The organism is Actinomadura soli, assembly GCF_005889715.1.
Classification (GTDB): domain Bacteria; phylum Actinomycetota; class Actinomycetes; order Streptosporangiales; family Streptosporangiaceae; genus Spirillospora; species Spirillospora soli.
This window is the reverse complement of the sequence record NZ_VCKW01000043.1, coordinates 1-15,910: the sequence shown is the minus strand read 5'-3', so window position 1 is coordinate 15,910 and position 15,910 is coordinate 1. Positions and strand designations below refer to the sequence as shown.

At 68.6% G+C, this 15,910-nt stretch carries 10 protein-coding genes and 1 tRNA gene; 5 read left to right on the top strand and 6 right to left on the bottom strand.

Annotated features, from left to right (window positions below):
- Positions 1 to 58: 58 nt before the first annotated feature.
- Positions 59 to 1,879, bottom strand: coding sequence for a sigma-70 family RNA polymerase sigma factor (locus ETD83_RS11225; RefSeq protein ID WP_138645018.1), 1,821 nt, complete (start codon positions 1,877 to 1,879; stop codon positions 59 to 61).
- 233 nt (positions 1,880 to 2,112) lie between these two features.
- Positions 2,113 to 2,868: a nuclease-related domain-containing protein gene (locus tag ETD83_RS11220; RefSeq protein ID WP_171064145.1), complete on the bottom strand. Its 756-nt coding sequence runs from the start codon at positions 2,866 to 2,868 to the stop codon at positions 2,113 to 2,115.
- Between the two features lie 141 nt (positions 2,869 to 3,009).
- Between ETD83_RS11220 and ETD83_RS44350 the strand changes: the two genes are divergently transcribed.
- Both ETD83_RS44350 and ETD83_RS11210 read left to right on the top strand, forming a co-directional pair.
- Positions 3,010 to 4,149 (top strand): helix-turn-helix domain-containing protein, encoded by a 1,140-nt coding sequence (locus ETD83_RS44350; RefSeq protein WP_230420831.1) that lies wholly within the window; start codon positions 3,010 to 3,012, stop codon positions 4,147 to 4,149.
- Positions 4,146 to 6,551 (top strand): VIT domain-containing protein, encoded by a 2,406-nt coding sequence (locus ETD83_RS11210; protein WP_138645016.1) that lies wholly within the window; start codon positions 4,146 to 4,148, stop codon positions 6,549 to 6,551. Before ETD83_RS44350 ends, ETD83_RS11210 begins: the two co-directional genes overlap by 4 nt.
- A gap of 250 nt (positions 6,552 to 6,801) precedes the next feature.
- On the opposite strand, the gene ETD83_RS11205 is transcribed toward ETD83_RS11210, so the two are convergent.
- A complete protein-coding gene (locus tag ETD83_RS11205; RefSeq protein WP_138645015.1) occupies positions 6,802 to 8,277 on the bottom strand; it encodes an MFS transporter in 1,476 nt (491 codons plus the stop codon).
- A 75-nt stretch (positions 8,278 to 8,352) separates the two neighbouring features.
- Here ETD83_RS11205 and ETD83_RS11200 point away from each other — a divergent pair, with 75 nt between their 5' ends.
- The gene (locus tag ETD83_RS11200; protein ID WP_138645014.1) at positions 8,353 to 8,733 is read left to right on the top strand and encodes a MarR family winged helix-turn-helix transcriptional regulator; all 381 of its coding nucleotides are present in this window, start codon (positions 8,353 to 8,355) and stop codon (positions 8,731 to 8,733) included.
- Between the two features lie 537 nt (positions 8,734 to 9,270).
- Here the strand turns inward: ETD83_RS11200 and ETD83_RS11195 are convergent.
- From ETD83_RS11195 to ETD83_RS42410, 3 genes are all read right to left on the bottom strand, one after another.
- Positions 9,271 to 9,343, bottom strand: a tRNA-Thr gene (locus ETD83_RS11195).
- A gap of 65 nt (positions 9,344 to 9,408) precedes the next feature.
- A complete protein-coding gene (locus tag ETD83_RS11190) occupies positions 9,409 to 10,917 on the bottom strand; it encodes an alpha/beta hydrolase (RefSeq protein WP_138645013.1) in 1,509 nt (502 codons plus the stop codon).
- Positions 10,918 to 10,985: 68 nt separating this feature from the next.
- Positions 10,986 to 11,687 (bottom strand): TetR/AcrR family transcriptional regulator, encoded by a 702-nt coding sequence (locus ETD83_RS42410; RefSeq protein ID WP_171064144.1) that lies wholly within the window; start codon positions 11,685 to 11,687, stop codon positions 10,986 to 10,988.
- 102 nt (positions 11,688 to 11,789) lie between these two features.
- On the opposite strand from ETD83_RS42410, the gene ETD83_RS11175 reads away from it, so the two are divergent.
- Both ETD83_RS11175 and ETD83_RS11170 read left to right on the top strand, forming a co-directional pair.
- Entirely contained in the window at positions 11,790 to 13,274 is a 1,485-nt protein-coding gene (locus ETD83_RS11175; RefSeq protein WP_138645011.1) for a DHA2 family efflux MFS transporter permease subunit, read from the top strand.
- 790 nt (positions 13,275 to 14,064) lie between these two features.
- Positions 14,065 to 14,811, top strand: coding sequence for a DUF427 domain-containing protein (locus ETD83_RS11170; protein ID WP_138645010.1), 747 nt, complete (start codon positions 14,065 to 14,067; stop codon positions 14,809 to 14,811).
- Positions 14,812 to 15,910 lie beyond the last annotated feature (1,099 nt).

Below are 15,910 nucleotides of genomic sequence, written 5' to 3'. Positions count from 1 at the left end.
TCTCCTACGAGGAGTAGTTGAATCGGGCAATGACAGGTACGTCCAGCCGCTCGGCCGATCAGGAACTGGGTGTCGTGCTCGTGCTGGGAGCTGTGGACCTGGTCGACGAAGGCGGTTCCGTGGACGGAGACGGGTCAGGTCCGCCGTCAGACGGCGGTGGCCCGGAAGGCGACGGCTCTGGAGACGACGGCGGCTTGGACGATGGAGGATCGGAGGACGGGGGGCGGGACGATGGAGGCTTGGGCCTCGAAGGCGGCGGGCTGGTCGGCTGCTGCGTGCCAGGCGGAGTGGACGGTTTTCCAGGGCCGGAACCCGTCGGCGTAGGCGAAGGTGTAGGGCCCGGGCCAGGAGCGGCGGGCCGCCAGGTGACCTGCACCTGCTTCCTTCCTGGGAAGAATGTGATGGTGCCGTTCCCGCGGGAGGTCTGCTGGCGCGAGACGTGCACGCGTACGGTCATGCTCTGGCCGGCCCTCAAGTGTCCCGACGTGGGGTCGACTCGCACAGGCGCGCGGCTCTTCGCTTGCCAGGACACCGGTCCGCCCTCTGCTCGCAGCTCTACGGAACCGTCCGCGCCTCCTGCCAGATCCAGGTAGAGCGGGGAGACCGCCAGCGCGCCCTTTGCGGGGGAACCCGTCGGTTCACCTGCGGGTCCGGACGGAGTCGGCAGAGCGGTCGGCGGGGCGGACGAGACCCGAGAGCCCAAGGGGAATGTGGCGGACACTGGAGCGACGTCCAGGTGAGCGGCAGCATCCGGTTGGTCCGCGGACGGGTGTCCTGGGCCTGGTGCCTGCGAAGCGCCTGGGAACACGGTCGGACGCGGACCGGCGACGTGGTCCAGGTCACGCCGTCCTGCGCCGAACAGCCCGTAGATGGAAGCGACACCGCCCCCGGCAAGAACGGCTATCGCCGTGAGCACCAAAACCACACGAACGGCGTGGGCGCCAAGGCCGGCCGACCTGGAGTCGCCTTCCTCGGGCAGGGCTGCCTTCGGCCGGGAGTTCTTCCTGCGGAAGCGACGAGGCCGGAAGAGCCCTTTCGGACCCGACCTTCCCAGCGGACCCGCCGGCTGCCCGGACTGGACGGGGAACCCGTCGGCGGTGAACTCGGTGACCCGGGTGGCGACGAAGAGCCTGAAGCCGACGAGTTCCGGATCCAGGAAGCAGCTCATGACCCGGAGACGCAGTTCCGTTGCGAGGTCGGCGTCCGGCAGTAGCCCGTACACCTTGGCCGCCGACACCGTGCGCGGGCGGAACGCTCCGCAGACGGAGCACTCCTCGGCGTGCTTCATCAGTCGGCCGTTCAGGGCATGGTTGAACTCGCCGCGCCGTTCTCGCAGCAGCCGGGCCCGCTGGGCGCAACCGTACGGCCCCTGGTGCGCGAGTATCTCGGCGGTCAACGCCTCTTCCAGCTCGGCATGCGCGCGTTCAAGCGTCGACTGGGCGTCCTTCAGCGGGACGTCGAACACCGCGGCGAGGTCGGGGACGGACAGCTGGTGCCTGACTCTCAGCTCCAGAATCTCCCGCGAGACGGGCGGCAGCGCCAGAACCGCCTGCCAGGCCATGATGCGCTGGTCGACGTCCTCCTGGTCGTGGCTGGCCACCGGTACGTCCGGCGCCTGCTCTCTGGGCGGCATGCGCCGCGCGCACTCCAGCCTGGCGATGGCGTAGAGCCATGGCCCGAACCGGTCCGGGTCACGCAGCCTGCCGATGTGCGCCTCCGCCACGACGAACGTGTCGCGCAGCGCCACTTGGGCGGCGTCCCTGCAACGCAACTGGAACCAGCAGTAGGCGTAGAGGCGGTCGGCATGGGCGTCGTACACCGCGGCGGGCGCGTCGGCGTCGTGCTCACGCAGTGCCTCGACCAGGAGATGGTCGTCCATGTCACAGAAGGTAAGGGCTGCGAGCGCCATTTACGGGCTAATTCAATAGATCAAACTCTGATGTCGCACACCATTCCCCCACTTCGCTCACTCTTTTCCAGAGTGTCCTGGACGCGGAGTTAGTAGCGTTTTGTCCGACCTTGTACGGACAGAGTCGATCATTAGACGACCAGGCCGTTATGTCTACACGCGATGACGTAACTACGCAGAGCGAAGGGTACGGAAATCCACACTCACTCCGGAAGGAGTATTTCCATCATCGGCGGCAGTCGCCGTTCAGCGGCCGCCGCCAGGGTAGCCACTTGCGCGCTGGTGTAGATGACCGGCTCCCCTGCAATTGCTCGCGGGATGCTCCTTGCCGCATGGAACAGCACTCGCCCGTGCCTTACACCGTCCCGTGCAACCCGTGCCCCGTGTACGACGACCATCGGTGTGACCTGAACATCCTGGTCCAACTCCTCGGAGAGCAGCGCGGCCACCGTCTCGGCGGCGTGCGCCGCCGCAGCGGTCACCCCGGTCACGGGCCTGGACCCCGTCCACAGCCGGTTCTGTTCGGTGTGCAGTCGAGCGCCCCAGCGGAACCGCCTGCTCGCTATCGCATAGATGCCGGACAAGCCGACCACCAGGTGATCGAGGTTCGTCGTCGGCACAGGATCGTCCGAGAAGGCCCGGTCATGCAGAACATGAAAGCCGGCCGGATCCAGGCGCGACAGCCTTCTTCCAGTGCGCCGTTCGGCCGAGGCACCTCGTCGCCAGTTGGTCACAGGGCCTGGCCGGTATCTCGCATACGTCGCATGCACGGCGAAGAAGAGAACGGCGACCAGTATCCCCACCCACCAGACGCTCAGGCCGACCGCGACGACTCCCGCACCACAGGCCAGCACGGCGCGCACCGCACGTCGTTCCCAGCGATGCTCCCCCGCCAGCGCACGGTAGCGGTACAGGGCCGAGGCCCCGGCGCTCGAAACGCCCACACCGCCGCCGCCCACCGCAAGGCCCCTTCTCCTCGCCCCCGAAGCCGCACCTGGAGGCACAAGCGTGCGACGGCCCGGCGGTTCCAGCAAGGACTTTCCGGAGTCGATCTTGAAATCAGCTTGACACTGTCATCGTGACAGTGTCATCATCGGACCATGGACGGCATCTGGACGATCAGCGAGCTGGCGGAACGCGCCGCCGCGGCCCTCGCCGCGGACGGATCCGCGCAGGTCAGCGGCCGGGTGCGCGATCTGCCCAACGAGCGGTTGATCCGCTGGTACACCACGATCGGCCTGGTCGACCCGCCACTCGGCCGCCGCGGCCGCACCGCCCTGTACGGGCCGCGCCATCTCCTGCAGTTGGTCGCGGTGAAACGGCGTCAGGCCATCGGCCGCTCGATCGCCGAGATCCAGGTCGAACTCGCCGCCGCCACCGACGCGACCCTCGAACGAATCGCCTCGCTTCCGTCCCGGCCGGGCCCGGCCTCCGGCCACAATCTGCGCGCCACGGCCGAGGCCGCCCGCGAAGCCCTCCGACGTCCCGGCCGGTCGGAGGGCCCCAGCGCCCGCACGTCCGCGCTCAACCGCTCAGCACGCCAGGCCCCCCGCGCCCAAGGGCCTGTCCCCGGTGGGCCGACAGACCCACCGGCCGTTTCGCCACACCCAGCCCACAGGCAGGCCGACCCTGCGGCCCAGGCTGCCTCTAAGACCGGCGACGACGACGGGGCGGTCGCCCCGCCGGACGTCCGCGCCGACCGTCCCCCAGGCTCTGCTGCCGGCTCGGCAGGCCCCACCGCTGCCGCACGGCCCGACTCCGCGGCTGACGCCGCCGACGCCGAGTCGGCGGGCTCGGCCGCCCCGACGAGTCGGCCGGCCAGTTTCACCACCGCTTCGGCGGGCTCCCCGGGCTCAGAAGCAGCGGCGCCCGGGACCTCCACGGGCGAGCCGCCGCACCACCCCGCCGTCTCGGAAAACCCAACAGCCGAGGAGGAAGGAGCGGGACGGCACGCGGAAGCCGCCCGTGGAACCTTCTGGAACACGCGTCCCGACGTGTCGTACAGGCCGGCGATCGTGGCCGACGACTACGGCATACCTCTTCCACCGGTCGTCCAGGGGGTCCGGCTCGCGTCCGGCGTCACCCTACTTCTGGACGTCTCCGCCCTGAACGGCGATGACCTCGCCGCCATCGAGAACGCCGCGCGCCCATTGCTCGACGTGCTGCACCAGCGCGGCCTTCTCGCCCTCGCAGAAAGCCCCGCGTTCCCGTCCGCCGATCCTTCTCGGAGGTCCCAGTGACCGTGCGCATACTGCCGTTGCCCGAGACCGCGCCACCAGAGCCCGAGCACGGGCTGGGCGCGCTCACCACCGACAAGGGCAACCTGCCGCTCGACTCCGTCGACGTGCACGCCTCGATCACCGGGCTCACCGCCGGCATCGAGGTCGTCCAGGGTTTCCGCAACCCGTACGACACGCCGCTGGAGGCCACCTACGTCTTCCCGCTGCCCGACCGCGGTGCCGTCACCGCCCTGCGGATGGAGGCCGCCGACCGGGTCATCGAAGGGAAGCTGAAGGAGCGCGGCCAGGCCCGGCAGGACTACGACACCGCGATCGCCGCGGGCCAGCGGGCCGCCATCGCGGAGGAAGACCGTCCGGACGTCTTCACCATGCGGGTCGGCAACATCCTGCCGGGCGAACGCGTGACGATCAGGCTCGCGGTCGACCAGCCCCTGCCGCACGAGTCGGCGTCCAGCGCGACGTTCCGCCTCCCGCTGGTCGTCGCGCCCCGCTATATCCCTGGGGCGCCTCTGGACGGCGAGCGGGCCGGAGCCGGGGTCGCCGACGACACCGACGCCGTGCCGGACGCCTCCCGGATCAGCCCGCCCGTCCTGCTGCCCGGCTTCCCCGACCCTGTCCGGCTGGCCGTCACCGTCGACATCGACCCCGCCGGGCTGCCGCTGACCCAGATCCGCTCGGCGCTGCACGTGGTGGCCGAGGAAGGCGACGGCGAACGCACCACCGTGCGGCTACGGCCGGGCGAACGCCTCGACCGCGACTTCATCCTCCGGCTCGACTTCGCCGAGCACGAGAGCGCGGCCCTCACCCTGATCCCGGACGAGTCCGGCGAAGAGGGAACGTTCAGCCTCACCGTGCTCCCCTCCGGGGTGAGCCGGCCGAGCCCCCGCGACGTCGTGCTCGTCCTCGACCGCTCCGGCAGCATGCAGGGCTGGAAGATGGTCGCCGCCCGCCGTGCCGCCGCCCGCATCGTCGACACGCTCCGCACCGAGGACCGGTTCGCCGTCCTGTCCTTCGACACCGTCATCGAACGTCCCCGCGACCTCGGTACCGGGCTGGTGGACGGAACCGACCGCAACCGGTTCCGCGCGGTCGAACACCTGTCGGCACTGAGCGCACGCGGCGGCACCGAGATGCTGGCTCCGCTCGACGAGGGCTGCCGCCTGCTCGCCGAGTCCGAGCGCGACCGGGTACTCGTCCTCATCACCGACGGCCAGGTCGGCAACGAAGACCAGCTCCTCGCCCATCTCGAACCGCGGCTGCGTGGCGTCCGCGTCCACGCGGTCGGCATCGACCAGGCGGTCAACGCCGGTTTCCTGAACCGTCTCGCCGCCATCGGCCAGGGCCGCTGCGAACTGGTCGAGTCCGAGGACCGCTTGGACGAGGCGATGGAGCACATCCATCACCGGATCGCCGCGCCGCTCGCGACCGGGCTCTCACTCCACCCCGACGGCCTGGAGATCATCCCCGACTCCGTGGCGCCGGGCCGGCTGGGCGCGCTGTTCCCCGATGTGCCACTGGTGGTCGCGGGCCGCTTCCGCGGCACTCCGTCGGGCTCGCTGTCCGTCCGCGGCACCGCGTCTGGCGGGAGTGCCTGGGAGCAGCGCGCGACGGGCACCGTCACCAGGAACCTGGCCGCCACGTCCATCTGGGCCCGCGCGCACCTGCGCGACCTCGAAGACCGCTACACGGCTCGCGGGCCTGACGACCTGGAACAACGCATCGTGGACACGTCGCTCCGCTTCGGTGTCCTGTGCCGTTTCACCGCGTTCGTGGCCGTGGACAGCCGGGTGGTCACCGATGGCGACGCCCCGCACCAGGTCGTCCAGCCGGTGGAGATGCCCGGGGGTTGGGCGGCGCCCGCAGCCCCGCCGAGGATGATGCACGCCGCCGCGTTCTCGGCCCCTGCCCCGGAAGCCCTCCTGGCAGGCACCGAGTCCGCGCCTCTCCCGGCCCCAGGATCCCCACCGTCGTTCGCGTATGGCGCTGCACCGCAGGCGGGCCCGCCCACGCGAGGGTCCAGCCGACCCCTCGACACGCAGCAGCCCACAGGCGAAGGTCCGGTATCACCACGCCGCGCTCGCTCCGCATCCGCAGTCACCGGGTTCCAGCAGGAACTCGGCAACGTGCTCGACCGCCTCGGCCAGGTCCCCGAAACGTATGACCAGCGCGTCCACCACCTGCTGAGCGAACTCCTCCCGGCCCTTGACTCGATCATCCAACGCATGGAGGCACAGCAGCTCGACACCACGTCCCTCACAGCCCTGCGCGACGACCTGCGCCGCCTGCACCCCACATCGGACCAGGCCACCGTCAACGACCTGTGGGCCCGCGTACTCCAGGTCCTCAGCGACTTCACCGGAAAGGCAGCACCTCGCCGCCCCTTCTGGAAACGCAAGAACTGACCACCAAGCCCGCCTTGACGACTGTCTCGTCCTGCATGGGCGCAGCGCAGTGCGCCGGAACACCGGTACCGGGCACGCCCTGGTCGCCGGTGAACCACTGGCCTAACGGTCACGGACTGGGGCAACTGCGGGAAAGGGTGCGGGGACGCACTCTGGATGAGTGCGTCCCCGCCCGGGCGTGGGTCGTTGGTGCGTTAGGTCGTTGGGTCGTTGGTGCGTTGGGTCGTCGGTGCGTGGGGCGTCGGTTCGGTCAGGCGTGCTTGGGGCGGTAGCGGCGCAGTAGCGGGACCAGGTTCAGCGCCAAGCCGACAACGGCGACGGCACAGACCAGGTTGACGCCCGGGTGGAACTCGCCGAAGCCATCGCCGCCGGCGGCCGTTCCGCCCGCGACCAGGGCGGTGACCACCGCCAAGACCAGGGCGGCGCCGACCTGTCCCGACGTCTGGACGAGACCGGACGCCAGCCCCTGTTCGGAGTCATCGATCCCGTCCGTGGCCTGTCCCATGATCGAGCTGAACCCGAACGCGAACCCGCCGCCCAGCAGGAGCATCGTCGGCAGGATCGTGAACAGGTAGTGCGGGGCGTTCCCGGCCGTGGCCAGGAACCATGCGTAACCGAGGGTCAGGGACGTCATGGCACTGATGATCAGCCGGGGCGTCCCGTACCGGTCGATCAGGCGGCCGACGAACGGGGAGCCGAAGGCCACGAGCAGTCCGGCCGGCAGGAGCGCCATCGCCATCTTCAGCGGCGACCAGCGCAGCACGTCCTGCAGGTAGAGCGTCATCATGAACTGGAAGCTCAGGTACGACCCGAACAGGGCGACGATGCTGAGATTGGCCCGGACGATCGACCCGATCCGCAGGATGCCGAGCCGGATCAGCGGGTGCCGCACCTTCTTCTCGGTGACGAAGAAGGCGGCCAGCAGCACCGCTGCGAGGGCGACCGAGCCCAGCGTGACCGGGTCGAGCCAGCCCCGGTCGGGCGCGGAGACGACGGTGTAAACGGCGAGCAGCATGCCGCCGGTGAGCGTGACGGCGCCGATGATGTCGTGGCCGCCGCCCGCCGCCGGCCTGTCCCGCGGGATCAGCGCGAGGCCCGCGATGAGGGCGAGAACCGCGAGGGGCACGGGCGTCAGGAACGTCCAACGCCATCCAAAGCTCGTCAGCAGGCCACCGAGGATCAGGCCGGACGAGTATCCGCTGGCGCCGAACACCGAGAAAACCGACAGCGCCCGGTTGCGTGCGGGCCCCTCGTGGAAGGTGGTGGTCAGGATGGACAAGGCGGTCGGCGCGGTGAACGCGGCGGCCAGCCCCTTGACGAAACGGGTGGCGATCAGCAACGTGCCGTCATTCACCAGCCCGCCCACCAGCGACGCGACGGCGAACACGGCCAGCGCGGTGAGGAAGACCTTCCGGCGGCCGAGCAGATCGGCGGTGCGTCCGCCCAGCAGGAGCAACCCGCCGTAACCAAGGACATAACCGTTCACGATCCACTGCAGCGACGTGGTCGAAAGGCCCAGCTCGGCACCGATGGACGGCAACGCGACGCCCACCATCGAGACGTCGAGACCGTCCAGGAACAACACGGCGCACAGGACCGCGAGGACTCCCCACAGCCGGGGAGTCCAGGTCTGTTCGGCCGGCGCGCTCCCGGTCGGCGCACGGACGGCGGAGGCAGGTGAGGTGTCAGTGATAGTCACGTCGAAGGACGGTACATGCACATGCATCAAATGTCTACGCACTAAATTCTGCGGAATTTAATTCGGATGCATCACATGCGCGCGCATGCTAGGATCCGCGGCATGAAAGCGGAGGCTGCACTCGTCGACCGGTGGCGCGAGCTGGCGACCTGCTACAACACGGTGGCCTGCGCCCTTGACCGCGCCCTCCAGGACGCCCACGGCCTCAGCATGAGCGAGTACGAAACGCTCGACCGCCTCGTCGACGCCAACTGTGAGAAGCGCCGCATGCAGGAGATCGCCGCGGCCATGTACCTCAGCCAGAGCGCCCTCTCCCGCACCGTCGCCCGCCTGGAGAAACACGGATACGTGCACCGCGGCCTCTGCGAGGCCGACCGCCGCGGCGTCTTCGTCGAGATCACCGACGCGGGCCGCCGATGCCACGCCGAGGCCCGCGAGACCCACCTGAAGATCCTCGCCGAGCACCTGACCCCGGCACCCTGACCGGCTCTAAGCCCTTCGCACGCACCCCGCGGTCCACGGCCGTCCTACGTCCCACCCTGCGGCTCCGCACGCACACAGATGAACGGCACAGGGAGCGCACCCCCTGCTCGGACACCAATCTTGAGGGGCAAGGCCGCTGGCAAGACCTGATGCGAACACATCTTGTGTTCGCACCCTGCTGTGGGGGCCGAGCAGAACACCAGCAACGTCCTGCACTCCTGCCAGGACGTCCTGCCCGAGCCGCTGCCCATGCTCGGGTTCACGATCTGCGGACATCCACGCGTCGACGCTGCTCCTAGCTGGCGTCCCTGTCCATGTGATGGCTGCTCGGCTCGGGCACGCCGATCCAGCGATCACGCTCCTGGTCTACGCGCACGTGATCCGGTCGGCCGCGGTGGCCGAGATGTCCGAGATGGCTGCGGTGGCTGCGGTGGACGTGTTCGCGCGGGTCATGAACGAGGCGGCCTGGACTTCGCTGTTAGCGAGCCTGTTAGCAAAACGGCCCCTTCCAAGATCGGAAGGGGCCTCTGACGTGGGAGCCGCCTATCGGAATCGAACCGATGACCTATTCATTACGAGTGAATCGCTCTGCCGACTGAGCTAAGGCGGCGTGCCGTGTGGGACACGGCGGGTTGAAGTCTACCGGGTCCCCAGGGGTGAGCGTGCACTGGTTATTCAGCGGCAGGTGGTGCCGTCCTTGGGTGGGTCGGCGGTGATCAGGTACTTGTCTGCGGCGTCGGTGATGCAGTCGTCGCCCTGCAGGTAAGCGGTGTGGCCGTCGCCGTCGAAGGTGAGCAGGACGCCACTGGAGAGCTGGTCGGCGAGGCTCTGGGACCACTTGTAGGGCGTGGCAGGGTCGCGGATGGTCCCGATGACGACGATCGGTGCGGCGCCCTTGGCGGTGATGGGTTTCGGCTGTTGTTCGTTCTGGACGGGCCAGTAGACGCAGGGTAGGCCGCCCCAGACGACGAAGGGGCCGAAGCGAGGGGCGGCCTTCTGGGCCTCGGTAGCCGACCTGCCGTAGGTCTTGAGGTCTGGGGGGTTGGGCTTGTCGACGCAGTTGATGGCCATGTTGGCGTCGGTCTGGGAGCTGTAGGTGCCGTCGGACTTCCGTTCGACCATCTCGTCCGCGAGGGTCAGGAGCATCGTGCCGTCGGCGTTCTGGATGGCCTGCGTGAGGGCTTGGCGGAGGACGGGCCAGTACTCCTTCACGTAGAGGGCCCTGGCTATGCCCATCGTGGCCAGGGACTCGGTGACCATGCGGGAGTCTTGGGTGTTCTTGAGCGGTGTCCTGTCCGTCTTCGCGAGGAAGGAGGAGACGGTGGCCAGAACCGCGTCGACGGAGTTGCCGAAGCGGCAGAAGCCTGCCTTGACACAGTCGCCGGCGAAGGCGCGCAGGGCCGTCTCGAAGCCCTTGGCCTGTTCGATCAGCATGTCGGTCGAGGACTGCCTGGGGTCGACGGCACCGTCCAGGACGAGGGCACGGACGTTCTTAGGGAACTGCTCGGCGTAGAAGGCTCCCAGGTAGGTGCCGTAGGAGGCGCCGTAGTAGGTGAGCTTCTGGTCGCCCAAGGCGGCGCGTAGGACGTCCATGTCGCGGGCAGCGTTGACGGTGCCTACGTGAGGGAGTTCGGTTGTCGCCTTGGTCTTGCAATTGTTGGCGAACTGCTTGCCTTTGGCGGCGAGCGTGTCCGTCTCCTTCTGGTCGTCTGGGGATGAGTCAGTGGCGAAGAAGTCGTCGAGCTGGGCACCGGTGTTGCAGCGGACGGGGTCGCTCTTGGCGACGCCGCGGGGGTCGAAGCCGACGATGTCGAACTTGCTGCGCAGGTCGTTCCCGAACGTCCGGGCCGCCTGGCGGACGAAGTCCGTACCGGAACCGCCGGGGCCGCCGGGATTGGTGAACAGGGAGCCCACGCGGTCGGACTCGTCCTCGGCGGGGAGCCTGATGACGGAGATGCCGACCTTTTCGCCAGACGGTTTGGTGTAGTCGAGAGGTACCTGGACGGTCGTGCATTCGAATCCGTCCCCGCAGTCCTTCCAGGACGGTTTCTGCTTGTAGAACGATCCCAGGCCGACCGGGACGCTCGCTGACGCGGTCGCCCTCTCACCACCGTCGTCGCTGCATCCGGTGGCCGCCGCCACCGTCAGCACGGCGGCCACGCTGATGAACTTCGCTGCCCGCACCTGGGACCCCGTCTCGTCGTAACGCCACGTACGCCGTCGCCTACGCTACGACGCCGCGACGGTCGGGGCTACTTCTGTCCGTAGTCGTGTTCTATGCCGTCGAGCAGCCAGTTGAGGCCCCGCTCGAAGTCCGCGCGCCCGTAGAGACTCCGCTCGAAGACGGGCTTGAGGTGCGGGAACTCTCCGCTTTCCAGAAGCGTGCGGATGTACTCCCGCTCCAGGAGGCTGGTTTGAGCGCGCTCCAGGCCGTTCTCACCGATCTCCTGGACGTGCTGCTCCCTCAACATGTAGCCCAGCGTGTAGTGGTCGACGGTGGTGATGATGGCCACCATGCTCTCGGGGTCATCGGTGAGCAGCGCTGCGGCGGCCAGTGACTGTTCAGCGTGACGCAAACCGTTCGGCCCTACGCGAGGGGAGCGGTGGGAGAGCTCGAACATCCAGGGGTGCTTGAGGCCGGTCTCGCGTTCCTTATGGGTGATCTGGAGGAACGCCTCGCGCCAGTCGTCCGGCAGGTCGCCCTTGACCAGCGCCTCCTCCGCGACCTCGTCGTACATCAGGTCGAAGATGTCATCCTTCGCGTCGATGTGGGTGTAGAGGCTCATCGCGCGCACGCCCAGCTCGCCCGCGATGCGGCGGATCGAGACGGCGTCCAGGCCGTCGGCGTCCGCGACCTTGATCGCGGTCTCGACGATCGCCTCCCGGGTCAGTTTCGGGCGACGTCCGCCGCGCGGACGCGTCCAAACGTCGCCTGACCTCGCCGAACCTGTCACGACAAAGATCCTACGCGATACGCCGTATCGATACGGTGTACGGATCGCTTGATACGGTGTACGGTGGTACCGATACGATGTAAGGATTGGAAAGGCGGCCGGATGACCAGCGCAACGACCGCACCTCCCGCCGACAAGGAGGGCATCGACCCGCACCTGCGCAAACTCGCGGTCGTCGTGCTGCTCGGCGCGATCATGACGGTCCTCGACTCCACGATCGTCAACGTCGCGGTCACGGCGCTTGGCAGGGACTTCGGCACCTCGCTGTCGACAATCCAGTGGGTCGTGACCGGCTACACCCTCGCCCTGTCCATGGCGATCCCGCTGACCGGCTGGGCGGTGCAGCGGTTCGGCACGCGGACGATGTGGCTCGTCTCGCTGGGGCTGTTCGTCGGCGGCTCTCTGCTGTGCGGGCTCGCGTGGTCGATCCCCTCCCTGATCGCGTTCCGCGTCCTGCAGGGCCTCGGCGGCGGAATGCTCATGCCGGTCGGGCAGATGATGCTCATCCGGGAGGCCGGGCCGGGACGGATGGGCCGCGTGATGAGCATCGTCTCGGTCCCCGCGATGCTCGCGCCGGTGCTCGGCCCGCTTCTCGGCGGCGTGATCGTCGACAATCTGAGCTGGCGCTGGATGTTCTTCGTCAACGTCCCGTTCTGCGCGATCGCGCTGTTCGCCGCCTTGCGGATGCTGCCGCGCGACACCGACCGCAGGGCGGACGCCCGGCTCGACGTCCTCGGCATGCTGCTGCTGTCCCCCGGCCTGGCGGCCCTGGTGTACGGGCTGTCGGAAGCAGGGAACGGGACGAGCCTCACGGGCGCGCGCTTCCTCACCAGTGTCATCGCCGGAGGCGTCCTGGTCGCCGCGTTCGTCACGCACGCGCTGCACAGAGGGCAGGGTGCGCTCATCGACCTGCGCCGACTGGGCACCCGGGCGTTCACCACTGCGACCGGCGGGCTCTTCCTCTACTGCGGTTCGATGTTCGGCCTGATGATCCTCATCCCGCTGTTCGCGGGGATCGTCCGCGGCGAGTCGGCCCTGGACGCGGGCTGGCTGCTGGCCCCAATGGGCGTCGGCGCGATGATCACAATGTCGGTGTCGGGACGGCTGGTCGACAGGTTCGGCGGCCGATGGTTCGCCGTGGGCGGCGTCCTGTGCGTCCTCGCCGGCGCCCTGGCGCTCACCACCCTCACCCCGGAGACCGGACGCGGCATGATCATGGGCACGATGTTCGTCGTCGGACTCGGCCACGGCATGATCGCTCCCAGCCTGATGTCGATCGCCTATCAGGGCCTGCCGCGCGAGGCGGTGCCTGCGGCGACGACCGGCGCGAACATCCTGATCCGCGTGGGCAGCTCGTTCGGCACGGCGGCGATGGCGGTCGTCCTGCAGATCGCCATCCGCGGTGAGATCCCCGGCGCGTCCGGCAACCTGTCCGAGGCCGCCGCGCAACACACGGAAGAGACGCCCACACTCCTGACGAACGCTTTCACCGAAACGTTCTGGTGGGCGGCGGCGATCCTGCTCCTCGCCCTCCTCCCGATCTTCGCCATCCCCCGCAAACCAAAGGAGGTCTCGCTCACCAAATGAGAACCGCTGTTCGACGGCGATGGGCTTTCAAGACCCGCCGCCCCCGCGGCCGACGACGGCGCCAGCGCCGGGTGTGGGCCCCCGAACGACGCTAGTGGAAGCGGCGGCACCACCGTGGTTGCAAGAGCTGGAGTTGTGCCGATGGGCTGCGTCCGGGCGGGCGCATGCTAGCTCCGTGGCTGCGTCCGGACGGGCGCCATGCCAGCTCGGTGGGCTGCGTCCGGGTGGGCGCGTGTGAGGTCGGCGGGCTTCGGTGGGTGGGCAGGTGCTGGGTGGCAGCACGTCCTCGAACGAGTCCCGGTCCTGGCTGGGCGACCCTTGTGGGCGGTGCATTCCGCCTCGTAAATCCTGAGGGTTGGTCTTGAAACTCTTACGCGCCACACGGGCGGTGGCACGACGAGCCGACCCGATCGGACGCAACTCCTTGGTCCGCGATACGCCTTGAGTCGACGGAAGACTGGTGTTCCGTCTTGGTGGGTGATGCGCTCGGGTCGCTAGCTAGGCCGTGTCTCAAAGTGCCGTCATGGTGCTCGCCTGACGGCTCGCGATCGAGGGGGGTCGTGCGGGAGCGCGGCGTCGCCTCATGAAATGCCCATTCGGGCTCGCTTCGGCGTCGCCCCATCAGGCGAGCCAGTCGCCCGCGCGTGGGCTGAGGCCCACGTTGAAACACGTCCTAGTGCATGTCGCGGCATCAAAGGCTCGTGTAAACGGGCGGCGGGTCGCTGTCTGGAGTGGCCGGATCTGGGCGAGTTGTTTGAAATAGGCGAAGGAGCGGCGAGGTTGCCCAGGCATGAGCGCATCGCAGAAGACCAGGATTCGGATCGAGAAGAGCGGCAAGCGTGTTCGGGCCTATCTCGGCGGCCACCTGGTGGTGGACACCACGGGTCCCTTCTTGGTGTGGGAAGTCCCCTACTACCCGACCTACTACTTCCCCGAGGCGGACGTGCGGGCCGAACTCGTCGAAGACGGGCCGGGCAAGCGGTCGCCGAGTCGGGGCGACGCGACCGCCTACACGGTGAAGGTGGACGGTGCCGAGGCTCCGGGCGGTGCGCTCCGGTACGCGGAGTCGCCCATCGAGGAACTGCGCGGTCTCGTCCGCCTGGACTGGGAGGCGATGGATGCCTGGTTCGAGGAGGACGAGGAGGTCTTCGTCCATCCGCGGGACCCGTACACGCGGGTCGATGTGCTGGCGGCTTCGCGGCATGTGCGGGTCGAGGTGGACGGGGTGACGGTCGCGGAGTCGTCCAGCCCCAGGTTGCTGTTCGAGACGGGCCTGCCGGTGCGCTACTACCTGCCGAAGACGCATGTCCGGATGGATCTGCTCGAACACACCGACACGGTGACGCACTGCCCGTACAAGGGCACTGCGGAGTACTGGTCGGTGCGCGCGGGCGGCAACGTCCACGAGGATCTGGCGTGGTCGTATCCAACCCCGCTGGAGGAGAGCCGCAAGGTCGCCGGGCTTGTCTGCTTCTACAGCGAGAAAGTCGACATCTTTGTCGACGGCGTCCTGCAACCACGCCCCTCCGCGCGATAGGCAACCGTTGTTGGGGCACTGACGATCGGTTGGGGGGTGAAGAGCGTCGCACACCTGCGCCCAGCGCACATGAGGGGGTGTGGCCCTCTCATCGATGAATGACGTAGCGAAGTGTGGGACGTCGGCGGTGCGTTGAGGGCGTCGAATCGCGCGACCCGTACGGGATGGGTGGCCGGGGAGGATACGTCGAAGAAGCGATGGGTGGGGGGAAACTGCGGCCTTGGGTGGGGACCTTGGTGGCTGGATGCTTGGCGGGCTGATTTGTGCAACCCGCCCCCTCGAAACGGCGCGGCGCCTGGGGTTGCTCGGCGTGCCAGGGCCACCTGGTCACGAGACCACGTAGCGCACATGACGCGGGCTGAACGTAGGGTCTGCGCCCCACGGTCGTCGCGCGCGGGTGTGGGACGGCGCGTCGTCCGCCCTTTTTAGGAGTTCGTCGCAGAAATGGCGGGACCCGCGTGAGCGCTGGGTGGTGTGTCGGAGGTCCGGGCTAGAGCCACGCGCCAAGGATGTGGGCCTGGAGCACAGTGGCTCATCTGGCGAGAGCGATCAGCGCGTGGGGGCTGCGGCAGTGTGCCGAGGACGTCGCGGTCCGAATCACCACGTGGCGGCGGGACAGCGCAATGGCGGGACCCGCAATGGCGGGACGGCGCAGCGGCGGCGGCCTAGTGTGGGTCGGCCTCGGAGATGCGGGACGTTTGGTGATGGTGTGCCAGGGTCGCTCGTCGCAAGGACGACTTGTCGCGCTGAGGCGGCTGGCTGCGGCGCCATGGTCCCTGGTTGCTGCCAGCGTGGCGGCTCCGTTGCCCTAGCGAGTTGTTGGCGAAGAGTCTGCGGGACAGGCGTGAGGCCGTGGTGTGTCGACGACGGGTGAAACCCGGCCGTAGGCGGCGGGCGGGTTCCAGTGCTTGTCGCAACGCTCCTGGTATGTGGAGGGGCGTGGAGTGGGACGACAGGGACGCTAGCGGCAATTGAAGCTAGAGGACGAGTACTGGAGATTGGTCCTCGCCGGTGTCGGGATGGTTGAGGCGGGCCGCCCAGGTGTTGGGGTGTTGGGGTCGTACGCCTGAACCTGTAGGGCGTGGAGGGCGCGGCAGGG

Bases quoted from the DNA above. Each gene is read 5' to 3' on its own strand.
- ETD83_RS11205 (WP_138645015.1), bottom strand. From the start codon at position 8,277: ATGCATGTGCATGTACCGTCCTTCGACGTGACTATCACTGACACCTCA.
- ETD83_RS11175 (WP_138645011.1), top strand. From the start codon at position 11,790: ATGACCAGCGCAACGACCGCACCTCCCGCCGACAAGGAGGGCATCGAC.
- ETD83_RS11200 (WP_138645014.1), top strand. From the start codon at position 8,353: ATGAAAGCGGAGGCTGCACTCGTCGACCGGTGGCGCGAGCTGGCGACC.
- ETD83_RS44350 (WP_230420831.1), top strand. From the start codon at position 3,010: ATGGACGGCATCTGGACGATCAGCGAGCTGGCGGAACGCGCCGCCGCG.
- ETD83_RS11170 (WP_138645010.1), top strand. From the start codon at position 14,065: ATGAGCGCATCGCAGAAGACCAGGATTCGGATCGAGAAGAGCGGCAAG.
- ETD83_RS11225 (WP_138645018.1), bottom strand. From the start codon at position 1,879: ATGGACGACCATCTCCTGGTCGAGGCACTGCGTGAGCACGACGCCGAC.